The following is a 15,499-nucleotide window of genomic DNA, read 5'->3' as shown; positions in this document are numbered from 1 at the left end:
GGATCAAGGGTCGCGGTACTCGCGGCTCTTCATCTCCCTCAGCGCCTCTTCATGCCCTGAAAGCGCGGCCTGCCGGGTCCAGTGCCGATACTCCGTATAGTCATGCTCCACCCCCAGCCCCGTCTGGTAAAGATGACCAAGCTGAAACTGCGCCTCAGCGTTGCCATGATCCGCAGCCTTCCGATACCACGCAGCCGCCTGACTGTAGCTGCGTGACACCCCTTCGCCAAGAGAATAAAGGTCACCCAACCGCTGCTGTGCCTCAGAAAACTCCTGCAGAGCAGCCAGCCGATACCAATGAGCAGCCTCCGCATCGCTTCGCGCCACTCCCTCACCTTTGCGGTACATCAGGCCAAGATTGTATTGCGCCCAGGCCAGCTTCCCGTCCGCGGCACGCTGACACCACAGAAACGCCTCGGCAAAATCCCCGGCGTTGTAGTAACGGAAGCTGAGGTTGGCCTGAGCATAAGCATGCCCCTGTTCAGCCGCCCTACGCTCCCAATGTTCAGCCTGCGTTGAATCTTGCGGCAGACCCTTCCCCGCGTCATACATCGTGCTCAGGATGTACTGTGACTCTGCATGACCCTGCTCAGCCGCAAGCAGGAAACCAGCAGCAGCCTCGGTGAACTGCCCAGCGTTATAGTCGCTCACAGCACGTCTGTAGTGCGGGTTGGAAGCCGCATTGGCAGAGTCCCTACGCCCACGGGCAAAGATACCCGACTTCGCCGAATGCAGCGTCAACGCGGAGCCACTAGGGATATGTTGCAGCCCCGCTTGAGCCTTATCGTCCATGCGCGCCAATCTGGCGATCGATCAGCTCAAACCGGTGCTGAGCCTCGGCAACCTGCTCTCTTAGGCTGCTCGCCAACTCAGCAAGCAGGTCACGATGTTCCCCAGCAGCAGCCTCCGCATCCAGATGCAGTTGACCAAGCTCACTGGCCAGTAGCTCCTGCTCTTCGGCATCAAGTTTCGCAAGGTCGCGTTCGGCATGTTGAATCTGCCGCACGATACGAAGCAGCTCCGCGGCAGCCCCTTCCTCGGCAGTAGAAGTATTCACCTCACGGTAGTCATCAAGAAGCCGTTGCAGAGCCTCGGTATCCCCACGGCTATACGCCTGATTCGCCCGCATCATCAGCAGCGTGAAATGCTCCTGCTCGGCATCGTCCCTTGCAAAGTCCGGATGGATGCGCTTCGCAACCTCACGAAACAGCGCCTTCAAATTAGGTGGCGGATCGAACTCCTCTGCCTCATGAGCATCGCTGAACGCAGCATCGTGAGTCTCCTGTGCACGCTGACGAGCCTCCACGGCGCGACGCCGGGCAGCTTCAGAATCATAGAGATCGACCTCACGTTCAGCAATCCGCGCCTCCAACTCGTCTAGCTCCGCATAAAGGATGCCGACCTGCCGCAGATACCGCCCCTCAAAGCTCTTGAGCCGCGCCCGAGTCTGCGCCAACCCCGACTCACGCTCCGCCAGCGCAGTACGAACGGCGGCAAGTCGCTCCCGCCTCTCGATGAGTGCGGCAACCTCCGGACTTTGCTGAAGAATGATTTCGGCTGGCATACGGCTAGCTTCTAGTTTAGTCGAACAGGGTGCCAGCAGCCGCTTGGCAAAGTCTCACCTCCGGTAAACTGTGCGGTAGACCGCAACAGCCCAAGGACATCGGCCATGAAACGAATGAGACTCATCAACACCCTGCTTGCAGCCTGCATCGTCAGCACCCTTGCATCGGCACACGCGCAGAACGTCACTGACATGAAGCCATCCCCGCAGCAGACCGAGTGGCAGGACCTCGAGTTCGGAGTCATCCTTCATTTCAGCACCAACACCTTCCTCAACCGCGAGTGGGGCGACGGCACAGCAAGCCCAAAGGTCTTCAACCCCACACAGTTCAACCCAGACCAATGGATGAAAGCCATCAAGGCCTCAGGCGCAAAATACGTCGTCATGGTCGCCAAGCATCACGACGGCTTCTGCCTATGGCCCACCGGACAAACCGACTACAGCATCAAGCAGAGTCCCTGGAAAGACGGCAAAGGCGACATGGTCCGCGAGGTCGCCAACGCAGCCCGCGCCAACGGCTTGAAGTTCGGCGTCTACCTCTCACCCTGGGATCGGCACGAACCCAAATACGCTGACCCCGCAGCCTACGACAAGTACTACAACGCAGAGCTGGAAGAACTAGCCTCCCGTTACGGTGACCTGGTCGAGTTCTGGCTGGACGGCGCGGGCAGCACCGGCAGAACCTACAACTTCGCCAAAATCATCGAGACCCTCCGCACCTATCAGCCCAACACCATCGTCTTCGCGGACATAGGCCTCTTCGAATACGGCGACGCACGTTGGGCCGGTGACGAAACCGGCAAGATCGAGTACGAAAACTGGAACGTCATTGATCGCCACGGCGTCCTCCGCTGGCGTCCAGTGGAAGTCGATACGCCCCTCCGCAAGGTGCATTGGTTCTGGCACCCCAACGATGAAGCCTCTCTCAAGTCCACAGCAGAGCTCCTTGACAGCTATGAAAACGCAGTCGGCCACGGCGGCCAGTGGATGTTAGGCGTAGCCCCGGACGACCGCGGCCTGCTCCCGGACGCGGACGTCAAACGCCTGCAAGAACTAGGCACAGCCCTGCAGACTCGTTACGGGAAAAGTCTCTTGACCCCCCATCTTCCCACCGACGCCAACATAGCCCGCGCCCTCGATACCGATCCCGACACCTTCTGGACCGCACCCGCAGGCACCCACACCGGCACGCTGGAGGTGAACATGCCCAAGCCGATCACCTTCGACCACACCCTCATCATGGAGCGTCTCGATGAAGGCCAGCAAGTCCTCCGTTACCGCATCGAAATCTGGAAAAACGGTGCCTGGACCTCCGTCGCTCAAGGCAGCGCCATCGGCCACAAAAAGATCGACCACTTCCCTGCCGTAACCGCCCAGCGCATCCGTCTGAACATCATCTCAAGCGCCGGCGACGCACGTATCCGTGAGTTCCAGGCCTTCCTTGAAAACGATCCGCCGCAGTAACCCCGCTCGAACCACCGCATCCCAAACGAAGGTATATTGAATCGGGCGAGAAACCTGACCCACGATCGGACACCCATGCAGAAAACCCACACCAGACGAGAAGCCCTGCGGACCATAGGCATGACCGCCGCCGCCATCAGCGCCGCCTCCCTGCGCCCCGCCTTCGCCGCCGCTCCGGCCACCTTGCCTGAGGCAAGACCCAAGCCATCCGACCGCAGATTCCAAAGCCCACTCGTTGAGCAGTTCCTCACCCAGACAAGCCGCCGCATCGCCGATCCCAATCTCGCCATCCTCTTCACCAACTGCTTCCCCAACACCCTCGATACAACCGTGCGCCCCGGCACCTTTGAAGGCCATCCCGATACCACCGTCATCACCGGTGACATCGACGCAATGTGGCTCCGCGACTCCTCCGCCCAGGTCTGGCCCTATCTCCCCCTGGCCGCCAAAGATCCCAGCCTCCGCGAACTACTCGAAGGCGTCATCCGCCGCCAGGCCCGTTGCCTCCTCATCGATCCCTACGCCAACGCCTTCATGGCAGACCTCAACGCACCTCCGCTGGAGTGGAGCCTCAAAGACAAGACCCAGCTCAAGCAAGGCGTAGGCGAACGAAAGTACGAGCTTGACTCCCTCTGTTACCCCATCCGTCTCGCCCACGGCTACTGGAAGCAGACCGGAGACACCCGCCCCTTCGACGCTCGCTGGAAGCAGGCCATGTCCCTCGTCGTAGACACCATGACCGTCCAACAGCGCAAGCACGGCCCCGGCCCATACAGCTTCCAGCGCACCTCACCCATCTCAACTGAAACCCTGCCCGCAAGCGGCTTCGGCAACCCCATCAATCCCGTCGGTCTCATCGCCTCCGGCTTCCGCCCATCGGATGACGCCTGCATCTTCCCCTTCCTCATCCCGTCCAATCTCTTCGCCGTCACCAGCCTCCGCCAACTCGCCACCATGTCACATGAAGTCCTTCAAGACGACGCCCTCGCCAACCGCGCCGAAGCTCTCGCCAAAGAGGTAGAACAAGCCCTCCAGCAGCACGCCATCGCCCAGACTCCCACCGGCACCATCTGGGCTTATGAGGTCGATGGCTTCGGCAGCCAGTTGCTCATGGACGACGCCAACATGCCCAGCCTCCTCGGTCTTCCGTATCTCGCCAGCTCCCCGGACGCTGCGCTCTATGCCCGCACGCGAGCCTTCGTCTGGAGCCCCGCCAACCCATGGTTCTTCAGCGGCACCGCTGGCGAAGGCATCGGCGGCCCACACGTCGGCCAGGACATGATCTGGCCCATGTCGCAGATCAGCTATGCAATCACCAGCAACAACGACGCCGAAATCCGCCGCAGCCTGCAAACCCTCAAGACCTCCACCGCAGGCACCGGCTTCATGCATGAAAGCTACTCCAAGGACGACGCCGCAAAGTTCACCCGCCCCTGGTTTGCCTGGGCCAACACCCTCTTCGGAGAGCTCATCGGCCACCTCGCCACAAACAAACCGGATCTCCTCCACAGCTAACCGCGGAGGTTCCTCAGCCTGAACAGGTCATTCGACCTAGCGCGTCCCATGGAAACTGTAGTTGAATCGTGGGGCGCAGCTTTACCTCAGAAATGCCGCCCGGAGCCGCAAAGATGTACGCAGAACGTCGCACCAAGGTCCGCTTCTTCCTCGCCTTCTGGCTCTTCGTTCTCAGCGGCGTGGCCTTCCTCGATCGCACCAACATCTCCATCGCCGGCCTCCAGATCAGCACGGAGTACGGTCTCGGCAACCAGCGCCTCGGCTGGATCTTCAGCGCCTTCCTCATCGGTTACGCAGGCTTCCAGCTCCCCGCCGGCTGGCTGGCCGCGCGTTACGGCCCGCGCAAGGTCCTCACCATCGGGGTCCTCTGGTGGGGAGTCGCAACAGCCCTCACCACACTGCTCCCCTCCGGCATCTCCCACGCCGTCCTCCTGCTCGTCGCCGTACGCTTCGCCCTCGGTGCTGGAGAAGCCGTCATCTATCCCGCCGCCAATCAGTTCGTCGCACGCTGGGTTCCGCTGGAAGAGCGCGGCTTCATCAACGGCCTCATCTTCGCAGGCGTAGGCGCAGGCAGCGGCCTCACCCCACCCCTCCTCGCCTGGATCATCTCCCGTGAGGGTTGGCGAGCCGCCTTCTGGTTCAGCGCCGTCATCGGACTCATAGCAGGCGCAGTCTGGTGGTACAACGCCCGAGACACCCCGGAAGAGCACAGCGGCGTCTCTCCCGCGGAACTCAATGAAATCCGCGACGGCCTCAGCGGCCCGCCTGCCCCCCGCGTAACCGCCGCAGCTGGCGAAGCACCGCGCCCCTCCACCCAGATCTCCTGGAGCGCCATCTTCCGCCGCCGCGACCTCCTCGCCCTCATGGGCGGCTACTTCTCCTTCGGCTATATCGCCTGGATTTTCTTCAGTTGGTTCTTCCTTTACATGGCTCAGGTCCGCGGCTTCGATCTCAAATCCAGCGCCCGATACACCATGCTGCCGTTCATCTCCATGACCATCTGCTGTCTCGCCGGCGGCGCACTCAGCGATCGCCTCACCAAATCCTACGGCCTCCGCGTAGGACGTTGCGGCCTGGCCGCCGCCGCTCTCTTGCTCACCGCAGTCTTCCTTATCCTCGGCTCCCAGGTCCACAGTCCGCAGGCCGCCGCCCTCATCCTCGCCGGCGGCGCAGGCACCCTCTACCTCTCGCAGAGCTCCTTCTGGTCCGTCTCGGTCGATATCGCCGGCCGCAGTTCAGGAGTCTTCTCCAGCCTCGTCAATATGGGCGGCCAGATCGGCGGCGCGCTGACCGCCTCCCTCACCCCCTGGATCGGCCAGCGTTACGGCTGGACTACCTCCTTCGCCCTCTCCGCAATCCTTGCCGTCTTCGGTGCCATCTGCTGGATGACCGTACACCCGGAGCGCCCGCTCGACGCCTGAGTTTCACCCGCCGACTTGCCCTGACGAGAGAATTGTGTTCGCCTTGGTCATCAGACCTTGACCGAGCACGTCCATTCCGTCCGCCACCTCCGGCTGGCTCGCCCCGTCAGCTTCGCCCTAGGCGTCCTTGCGTCTCTGCTCTGTCTCGTTGCTGGCCTCAACGCCATGCCAGTATCGGACCTCAAACTATCCGAGTATCAAAAGCAGGACTGGCAGGTAGAAGACGGACTCTCCGACAACTACGTCCGCATGGTCGCCCAGCGCCCGGACGGCACCCTCCTCCTCGCCAGCTCCTCCGGCATCGATAGCTTTGACGGCCTGCACTTCCACAATCTCCCCATCGAAGGCACGGGCGTTCTCCAGAATGAGGCCGTCAACGCCATCCTCGTCAACGGCAACGACGATCTCTGGATCGGCACAGACGGACGAGGCATCCTCCACCATACCCCCGCCGGCACCATCAACATCAGTGAACGCGCCGGCCTCTTCAACGAACGCGTCCGTGCCTTCTACCGAGACGGCTCCCAGGCCGTCTGGATCGCCACCCAGAACGGCGTCGAGCGCTTTGCCAACGGGCACCTGGAGATCGTTCCCAACACCGGCATGATCTCCGGCGACATTACCACCCCGTTCGCCGAAGACAACCACGGCGGAATCTTCTTCGTCACCTCCTCCGGCCTCTTCCATTGGAGCAAGGGCGTCACCCAGCGGATCACCCTTCCCCTCCCGTCCTCGGACGCTCCAGTCGCCGTCTACCGAGATCCCCAAAAGCGCATCTGGGTCGGCACCATGAAGCACCTCCTCCAGCTCTCAGCCGCTCACCCGGCTTCGCATGGAGCGCCCTACGACTGGCTCACCCTCGCCACCATCCCCAGCCCCGCAACCGTACTTCTGGGCGATGCACCCGGCCACCTCTGGATCGGCACCCGCCACGCCGGCCTCTGGCAGTTCGGCACCAACGGCCTCTCCTCATGGACCACCCGGGACGGCCTGCCCGACGACACCATCCGCACCCTCTACGTCGATGACGAGCAGAACCTCTGGATCGGCATGCGCACCGGCGGTCTCAGCCGCTGGCGCAAGGCCCCGCTCGCCCCCTTCGGCGCACCGGAGGGCTTTCACGCCAACTACTCCGCCAACGTCCTCGCAGACAGCCACGGCGATCTCTGGCTAGGCACCTGGGGCGCAGGCATCTTCCGCCAGCACAACGGCAAGCTCCTCCCAACCAATCCGCCCGGCATGCCCCTGACCAGTCCCATCCGCGTCCTGGCAGAGGATCGCGATGGTCACCTATGGGTAGGAACCTGGGTTGACGGGTTGTATCACTACAACGGCAAAACCTTCCAGCATTACCTCCTCGGAACGGAGTCGCCCGCCAACGCCATCAGTGCCATCCTCCCCGCCAGGGACGGTGCGCTCTGGGTCGGAACCTATACCGGCCTCTTCTACTTCCGCTCCGGCCAGCCTCATCCTCAGCTACGCTCCCAGCTCCTCGAATCCCAGCTCATCACCTGCCTCCTTGAAGATCGCGACGGCTCAATCCTCGTCGGCACCAGCACCGGCCTCTACCGCATCCGGGACGGCAAAGCCTCAGCCATCTCCGGCCTGCCCATCCCCCACATCCTCTCGCTCACCAGCGATAGCCAGGGCTACGTCTGGGCCTCCACCCGCGGCGGCGGACTCTTCGCCGTCCGCGGCGAGACCGTCATGCCGGTCCCCGCCAAAGCCGGCCTGCCGGACTTCTCCATCAACACCGTCGTCGAAGACCTCGACGGCCACCTGTGGCTCGGAACCGCACGCGGCATCATCCGCGTCGCCGTCGCGGACCTCCACGCAGCAGTCGATGGAACCCAGATCCAGCTCCCTCTCGTCCTCCTCGGCAAAAACGACGGCATGCGCTCCAGCGAGTGCGGCGGTCCATCCACCCCCGGCGCAGCCCGCCTTCCCGACGGCACCCTCTGGTTCGTCACCACCAAAGGCTTCGTCCACACCACCGACGTAGCGGAAAAGCTCGGCGCAAGCAGCCCCGTCGCAAGCATCACCGGTTGGACACTATCCAACGATCCCACCGACGCAGCCGCCGTCGTCCCCAACGATCCCACCGCCACCCTGGACCTGGAGCCCGGTCAGCCCGACATCCACTTCTTCTTCGCCGCCAAGCTCCTCGCCAACCCCAACCACATCCAGTTCCGCTATCGCCTCAAAGGCTACGACACCGACTGGACCATCACCAAAGCCCAGACCGCACGCTACTACCGCCTCCCGCCAGGCCATTACAGCTTTGAAGTCCAGGCCCGCATCGCCGGGGAGGAATGGTCCTCGAGCGTCGCCACCATCGCCGTCAAAGCCCACCCGTACTTCTACCAGACCTGGTACTTCTACCTCGCCCTCACCGTGGCCAGCCTGGCCTTTGCAGTCCATCTCTTCCGCCGCCGCGTCCAGGCCATGAAGGGCCGTATCGGCATCGTGCTGGAAGAGCGCAACCGCATCGCCCGCGAGTGTCACGACACTCTCATGGCTGGCTTCGCAGCCATCTCCTGGCAGTTGGAAGCCACCGCCAAGCTCTTCCGCGACAGCGGCGCCGAAGCCACCCCCACCGCAGCCTCCTGCGAGCTCGCCCGTTCCATGGTCTCGCACTGCCAGGCAGAGGCCCGCCGCATCATCTGGGATCTCCGCGACACCGACGAGGTCACCAACCTCCTCTCCGAAGCCATCAGCCGAACCCTCTCCGCAAACCAGATCCGTGAAACCGTAGAGACCAGCTTCGAGCTCGAAGGCGACGAAGTCCCCCTTGCCCCCGGCTGCGTCCATCACCTCGTCTGCATCGGCCAGGAGGCCATCTCCAACGCCATCCATCACGCCGCCCCCACCCACATCGCCGTCCGTCTCCTCTATGAGCGAGACTCCCTCAGCCTCTCCATCCGCGACAACGGCCGCGGCTTCCTCAACCACGGCCCCATCACCTCCACCGGCGCAGCAAGCTCACGCACCGGCCACTTCGGCATCCCCGTCATGGAAGAACGTGCCCGCAAGCTCGGCGGCAACTTCAAACTCCAAAGCTCCGCAGGCAACGGTACTGAAATCACCGTAAAAGTTGGCTTTCACGCCCTCCAGGTCACCAATCAGGAGCAACACCTTATACGCTGGATAGGAATATGAAGCAGATCCGTGTCCTCCTCATCGAGGATCATTTCCTCGCCCGCATGGCCCTGCACTCCGTCCTCTCCGGGCACGCGCAGATCGCCGTCATCGGTGAGGCCAGCGACGGAGAACTCGGCATCGCCATGTACCGCGAGCATCGCCCGGACGTCGTCGTCCTCGACCTTCGCCTCCCCCGCGTCAGCGGCTTCGACGTCATCATCGCCCTCCGCAAGGACTTCCCCACCGCCAAGATCGTCATCCTCTCCAACTATCAGGGCAGCGAGGATATCTACCGCGCCGTCCGCAGCGGAGCCATGGCCTACCTCACCAAGGACGCCAGTGGTGAAGAGCTTCTCAACGCCATCCAGAGCGTCCATCGCGGCCTGCGCTATCTCCCTCACGTCGCTCTTGATCGCCTCGCCGAACGCACCCCCGCAGTCGATCTCACCCCCCGTGAATCCGAGGTCCTCGTCTGCATCACCCAGGGCCGCAGCAACCAGGAGATCGCCGACGAACTCGGCATCGCAGAAAAGACCGTTAGAATCCATGTAAGTTCCCTGCTGGACAAGATGGGCGCGCGTGACCGCACTCAGGCCACCATCTACGCACTCCAGCGCGGCCTAGTCCACTTCGACTAAGCACCACCCCCAAATTCTGGCGAACAGCTAGGACATTTGACCTGCATCCACGCCCGTCAACTGCCTCATGACACATTCTTCGTCTCGTAATCCACTCGTAACAATCAAGACATAGAGCAGCGGCTGTTCAGACACCACAGAAGACTCCCTCTTACGGTTGGTTCGATTCAGCCGAAGTTGGAGCGGCCAGGGTCATTGCACCACTTAGGTTACGAGGAGCTCTCCAGTGAAGAACGCGTTTGTCTGCTTACCCCTTATCGCACTTAGCTCCTTCGCAATGAAGGCTCAAGTCGCGAACAACACCTCCCTCGTCGGCACCGTCACAGATGCAGCCGGCGCGCTCGTCACCGGCGCAAAGGTCGTCGGCGTCAACCGCGACACCAAGGTCGCCTATCCCGCCGTCACCAACGGAGAGGGATACTACTCCATCCCCTACGTCCTTCCCGGCACCTACGACATCACCGTCGAGCACGCAGGCTTCTCCAAGGTCCTCAGCTCCGGCGTCACCGTCGTCCTGAACGTAGCCGCCCGTACCGACGTCGTCCTCGCCGTCGGCTCCGATACCAGCGAGGTCACCGTCTCCGCCGCCACCGCCGTCCTTTCCACGGACGATGCCCTCCTCGGCGAGACCCTCGGCACCAAGCAGGTCGAGAACCTTCCTCAGAACACCCGCCGCGTCATGGAGCTCGCAGCCACCGCCTCCAATATCATCATCGGACCCAAGACCTCCTATAACGGCAACCCTCCCGGAGCCAACTTCATCGGAGCCGGCACCCGTGAGGTCACCAACTCCCTCACGCTGGACGGAATCACCATCATGAACTCCCTCATCTCCAACTCGTCGGTCACGCCCAACCCGGACGCAGTCGGAGCCGTCCAGACCCAGACTGGTAACTACACAGCCCAGTACGGCGCATACATGGGCGTCCACATCAACGTAGATACCAAGTCCGGCACCAACAAGTTCCACGGAACCGCATACGACTACGTCCAGAACAACTTCTTCAACGCCAAGGGCTGGCTCACACCAAGCAACCAGCCGACCCCTATCCAGCGCTTCAATCAGTTCGGCGGAGAGGTAGGCGGCCCCATCCGCATCCCGCACCTCTTTGACGGTCGAGACAAGCTCTTCTTCATGGGCTCCTATGAAGGTCTTCGCTCGCAGGTTCAGAACTCCACGCCAGGAACAGTGATCACCGATGCAGAGCGCACCGGTGACTTCAGCGATCTGTGTTCCGCATTCACCGCCGGTCTCTGTACCACCGGGAAGCAGATCTATAACCCGGTCAATGCGACACCCTATCTCAACAACAAAATCACGAACATCTCTCCCATCGCAACTGCGCTTTTGACGTACTTCCCGCATCCGAATCTGGCCGGGACCGTTAACAACATCAATCTCCCCGTGGGGAATGTCTTCAACAAAAACGCTACCCTGGACCGCGTTGACTACGATGTCAATGAGAAGGTTCGCCTCTTCGCTCGCTACACCTATGAGAAGAGCAACGCCATCAACGGTGCCCTGGTCACCACCTCTTCCAGTTACTCACCCACCACCGACACCAACGCCGTCATCGGCTATACCCACATCATCACGCCACGTCTCATCAACGACTTCCGCTTCGGCTTTAACAAGTTCAGCTCCAACCAGCTCAACTACTTCTACGTCAACGGCCCCGCCGGAGCCGGCACCGCTCTTGGCATCCCCGGCTTCAACTCAGATACCACCATCACCAACAACGCCGGTATCCCCACCATCGCGATCAGCGATGGCTATAACGGTCTCGGCGCGGAAGGGACCAACTGGTTTCAGGATGACCGCACCCTACATGGCTACGACCAGATCAGCTACACCTTCGGCAAGCACAACCTGATGGCTGGTGCCGATATCCGCAAGATGGGGCTCGGACGTGCCGCTCAGAATCAGCCTCGAGGGCAGTTCACCTTCAACGATACCTATACAGGCAACGCCGTAGCCGACTTCCTCACCGGCTACTCCAGCCAGGCCATCACCCCCCTGACGACCGTCAAGGGCTCCGTCGCCGAATGGCGCGATGGCTTTTTCGTCCAGGACAACTGGCAGGCCACCCAGAAGCTCACCCTTCTCTATGGCGTCCGCTATGAGCTGCCCACCGTTCCTTACAGCCTCAACGGCTTCGCCCGCATCCTCAACACAACCTACACCGCACTGATCCCCACAAGCTCGGCCACCAACGCCGCAACCTTCACGCCAACTCCCGGCTTCAAGTTCACCGGCCCCAATCACGATCTTGTCTCCCCTCGCCTCGGTGTCGCATACCGTGCAACAGACAGGATCGTCGTTCGTGGCGGCGGCGGCATCTACTACAACCCAAACCACCTGAACGCATTTACCCTGGCCAGCGGCAACTATCCCATCGCAGCTTCGGTCAGTTATAACGGCAACGTACGCGTACCTCCCGCGCTGACGGCGCTCGGCAACGTCAGCTTCGCGAACCCCAGCGGCGGCGCTTCCGCAACCGCATCCCCTGTCGCTGGCACGCCCGGAACCTACGTCAACCAGTTCACCGATAACTTCTACCTCCCCACCCCGCGCCTCTACCAGTGGAACCTGGACACCGGCGTCGAGCTCTGGAAGAACGGCGCGTTTGAGATGCAGTACCTCGGCTCTCACTCAATCCATCTTGACCACTCCCAGTACGTCAACACCCCCACCCCAGCTGCCGGAGCCGTCAACCCTCGTCGTCCCTACCAGCTCTTCGGCGATATCCGTCAGATTCAGAATGACGGCCTCGGCACCTATCACGGTCTGACGGTCATCTACCGCCAGCGCGCCTTCCACGGTCTGGACGCTAACCTCAGCTACACCTGGTCGCACACTCTGGACACATCCAACGACGCCAACGGCGGCGGTACCCCGATGATCCAGTACAACCTCCGGGCGGACTATGGTAACGCCAACTGGGATATTCCCAACCGCTTCGTCGGAACCGTCACCTACGCCATGCCGCCGCTCACACAGTTCGGCCATCTCACGGACACCCTCGTAGGCGGATGGCAGGCCAACGCCATCGTCACCATCCAGAGCGGTATGCCCTTCAACGTCTCCATCGCTGAAAACCAGGCCAACGTCGGAAGCATCGGAACTCAGCGTCCCAACTACGTCCACGCACCCTCGGCTAAGAACTGCACTCGTTACACCCGTATCAACGGGGCCGTAAACAGCTCCAAGAGCTGCATCGATCTCACCGCCTACTCACTCCCTACGCAGTACACCTTCGGCAACACCCACCGGAACGACCTGCATGGGCCCGGCCAGATCAACGTCAACTTCTCCATGTTCAAGAACTTTGCCATCGTGGAAGGCCTGAAGCTTCAGTTCCGTGGTGAAGCCTTCAACCTCTTCAATCACGTTGATCCAGGCAACCCCAACTCCGGCCTGCCCAGCTTCAGTGGTGGTACCAATACCTTCGGCACCATCACCTCTATCGCGACAGGCACCAGCTCCCGCGTCCTCCAGCTCGCAGGCAAGATCATCTTCTAACTGCTCTCCACAGAGCGAGGTGTACCCCCTGCCTCGCTCTGCTTTTTTCCACCAGATTGCGCACTTAGGCCAGAAGCTGTTCTGATCAATCGTAGACACATGCAGCACGCACGTACCGTCAAGGAACATCCTTTGATAGATTCGTCCAAGTCGTCCAAGTCCCATATGCAGTCCGGATCACGCAGAAACCGTGCGATGATCGCCTCGATCGTAATTGCAGGTTCCCTCCTCGCTACAACCCGCATCATGCATGCCCGCACCCTCCTCACCGCGGCAGACTACAACGCATCCCCGGCAGAGATGATCGAAGCCTACCGCCACGTAGAGGCCGCCTCCGTCTCCGACGCCATCGAGCAATCCCTCCATCAAAAGAGCTACATGTCCCACCGCATGCAGCCCATCTTCCCCACCAAGTTCGCCGGCACCGCCCTCACCGTCAAGCTCGTCAAGCAGGAAAACCACGACCCCGATGCCCTCTCCGGCATGCTCAAAGCCATCGACTCCGGCGGCCCCGGCTCCGTCTACGTTATGTCGGTTGAAGACGGCGCAGATATCGCCGGCATGGGCGGCCTCATGGGCACCGCCATGTTCTCCCGGGGCTTCGTCGGAGCCATCGTAGACGGCGGCGTGCGCGATCTCCCCCAGCTCAAGCGCATCGGCTTCCCCGTCTACTCCACCGGCTCCGTACCCTCCACCTCCGTCGGCCACTACAAGTTCAGCGGCGTCAACGTCCCCGTCGATTGCGATGGCGTCAAGGTTCAGCCCAACGACATCATCGTCGCAGATCAAGATGGCGTAGTCGTCGTCCCCCGCGAGCACGCAGCCGACATCCTCATCGCCGCCCAGAAGCTCGATAACAGCGAGCACTCCATGTACCCCTTCATCGAGAAGTTCCACTCCATCGTCGAAGCAGTCAAACAGTTCGGCCGCATCTAGCCCCAGCGCGGAGGATCTCCAAAGATGGCCAACACCCTCGACCAACTGACGCGCCGCCGCTTCCTCGGATGGTCCCAGGCCCTGCTCGCAGCCTTCAGCACCCGGCCCCTCCTCGCAGCCACCACACCACCCGCAACACCCACATCCGATGACGACTACTACGCCAAGCTGGGCGTCCCCATCATCATCAACGCCGCCGGCACGTACACCTATCTCACCGCCGCCGTCATGCCCCCGCAGGTCCAGCGCGCCGTAGCCCAGGCCGCCCTCCATCCCGTAGTCCTCAAAGACCTCCACAAGGCCGCAGGCGAGCACATCGCCAAACGCCTCCACTGTGAAGCCGCCCTCGTCACCTCCGGCGCATCCGCAGCCCTCACCCTCGCTACAGCCGCATGTCTCTCCGCAGCCAACAACGTCAAGCCGGAGCAGATCCCTGAAGTCATCCCCTCCATGAAGAACGAAGTCATCGTCCAGAAGTCGCACCGCTACGAGTACGACCACGCCATGCTCCTCTGCGGCATCCGAATTGTTGAAGTCGTAACCCTCGAAGACTACAAAAAAGCCTTCGGCCCTAAAACAGTCATGACCAACTTCTTCAACTCCGCCGACGGCGACGGACAGATCGATCGCAAGACCTGGCTTGAAGTCGCCCACCAGCACAACGTCCCCTGCCACATGGACGCCGCGGCAGACATGCCCCCCATCGAAAACCTCTGGAAGTACACCGGCATGGGTTACGACCTCGTCTGCTTCTCCGGCGGCAAAGGCATCCGAGGCCCCCAGAACGCCGGCCTCCTCCTAGGCAAAAAATCTCTCATCGACCTGGCCGCGGAAAATGACAGCCCCAACTCAGACGCTGTAGGCCGAGGCATGAAGGTAGCCAAGGAACAAATCGTCGGCATGGTCGCCGCAGTCGATTGGCTCCTAGAACAAAGAGACGAAGCCAATCAGGCCGAGTACATGAAGCGCGTCGACACCATCGTCGCCAAACTCAAGTCCATCCCCACCATGAAGACTGAGGTCTTCATGCCTGAGATCGCCAACCACGTCCCCCACCTCATCCTCGCTTACGATCCAAAGGTCGTCGGCATCACTCCGCTAGAGGTCAAGGCTCGCCTCAGCGCCCAGCGCCCTCAGATTGAGCTCAATCCCGCCACCGGCTACACCGGCCGACTCGGCACCCATTCCAACGAGAACACCATCGTCATCGCCACCTGGATGATGCAGCCCGGCGAAGCAGAAATCGTCGCCACCCACCTGCACGCAGTCCTCACCAACCCCAAAGCATAGGCAATAG

The 15,499-nt window shown here is 61.7% G+C and carries 10 protein-coding genes; 8 read left to right on the top strand and 2 right to left on the bottom strand.

Annotated elements, in window-relative coordinates; translation table 11 throughout:
* Positions 1–3 precede the first annotated feature (3 nt).
* Together ACIX9_RS20570 and ACIX9_RS20565 are read right to left on the bottom strand one after the other, a co-directional pair.
* Positions 4–792 (bottom strand): tetratricopeptide repeat protein, encoded by a 789-nt coding sequence (locus ACIX9_RS20570; RefSeq protein WP_013582127.1) that lies wholly within the window; start codon positions 790–792, stop codon positions 4–6.
* Positions 782–1,564 (bottom strand): coiled-coil domain-containing protein, encoded by a 783-nt coding sequence (locus ACIX9_RS20565; protein ID WP_013582126.1) that lies wholly within the window; start codon positions 1,562–1,564, stop codon positions 782–784. Before ACIX9_RS20565 ends, ACIX9_RS20570 begins: the two co-directional genes overlap by 11 nt.
* Before the next feature lie 105 nt (positions 1,565–1,669).
* Here ACIX9_RS20565 and ACIX9_RS20560 point away from each other — a divergent pair, with 105 nt between their 5' ends.
* The 8 genes from ACIX9_RS20560 (at position 1,670) to ACIX9_RS20525 (ending at position 15,492) form a co-directional block, all read left to right on the top strand.
* Positions 1,670–3,028: an alpha-L-fucosidase gene (locus tag ACIX9_RS20560; protein ID WP_013582125.1), complete on the top strand. Its 1,359-nt coding sequence runs from the start codon at positions 1,670–1,672 to the stop codon at positions 3,026–3,028.
* A gap of 75 nt (positions 3,029–3,103) precedes the next feature.
* Entirely contained in the window at positions 3,104–4,543 is a 1,440-nt protein-coding gene (locus ACIX9_RS20555) for a glycoside hydrolase family 125 protein (protein ID WP_013582124.1), read from the top strand.
* 113 nt (positions 4,544–4,656) lie between these two features.
* Complete coding sequence (locus tag ACIX9_RS20550) at positions 4,657–5,964, top strand: MFS transporter (protein ID WP_013582123.1); 1,308 nt, start codon at positions 4,657–4,659, stop codon at positions 5,962–5,964.
* A gap of 57 nt (positions 5,965–6,021) precedes the next feature.
* The gene (locus tag ACIX9_RS20545; protein ID WP_013582122.1) at positions 6,022–9,123 is read left to right on the top strand and encodes a sensor histidine kinase; all 3,102 of its coding nucleotides are present in this window, start codon (positions 6,022–6,024) and stop codon (positions 9,121–9,123) included.
* On the top strand, positions 9,120–9,743 hold the full coding sequence (locus ACIX9_RS20540; protein ID WP_013582121.1) for a response regulator: 624 nt from the start codon (positions 9,120–9,122) through the stop codon (positions 9,741–9,743). Before ACIX9_RS20545 ends, ACIX9_RS20540 begins: the two co-directional genes overlap by 4 nt.
* Before the next feature lie 277 nt (positions 9,744–10,020).
* Positions 10,021–13,266, top strand: coding sequence for a TonB-dependent receptor (locus tag ACIX9_RS20535; RefSeq protein WP_232298935.1), 3,246 nt, complete (start codon positions 10,021–10,023; stop codon positions 13,264–13,266).
* 246 nt (positions 13,267–13,512) lie between these two features.
* A complete protein-coding gene (locus tag ACIX9_RS20530; protein ID WP_408609738.1) occupies positions 13,513–14,202 on the top strand; it encodes an RraA family protein in 690 nt (229 codons plus the stop codon).
* A 24-nt stretch (positions 14,203–14,226) separates the two neighbouring features.
* On the top strand, positions 14,227–15,492 hold the full coding sequence (locus ACIX9_RS20525) for an aminotransferase class V-fold PLP-dependent enzyme (protein ID WP_013582118.1): 1,266 nt from the start codon (positions 14,227–14,229) through the stop codon (positions 15,490–15,492).
* Positions 15,493–15,499 lie beyond the last annotated feature (7 nt).

Origin of the sequence: Granulicella tundricola MP5ACTX9, from assembly GCF_000178975.2 — a bacterium.
GTDB classification, from domain to species: Bacteria; Acidobacteriota; Terriglobia; order Terriglobales; family Acidobacteriaceae; genus Edaphobacter; species Edaphobacter tundricola.
Note: the sequence above shows the minus strand (reverse complement) of the source record. Positions and strands in the feature narration are given on the sequence as shown.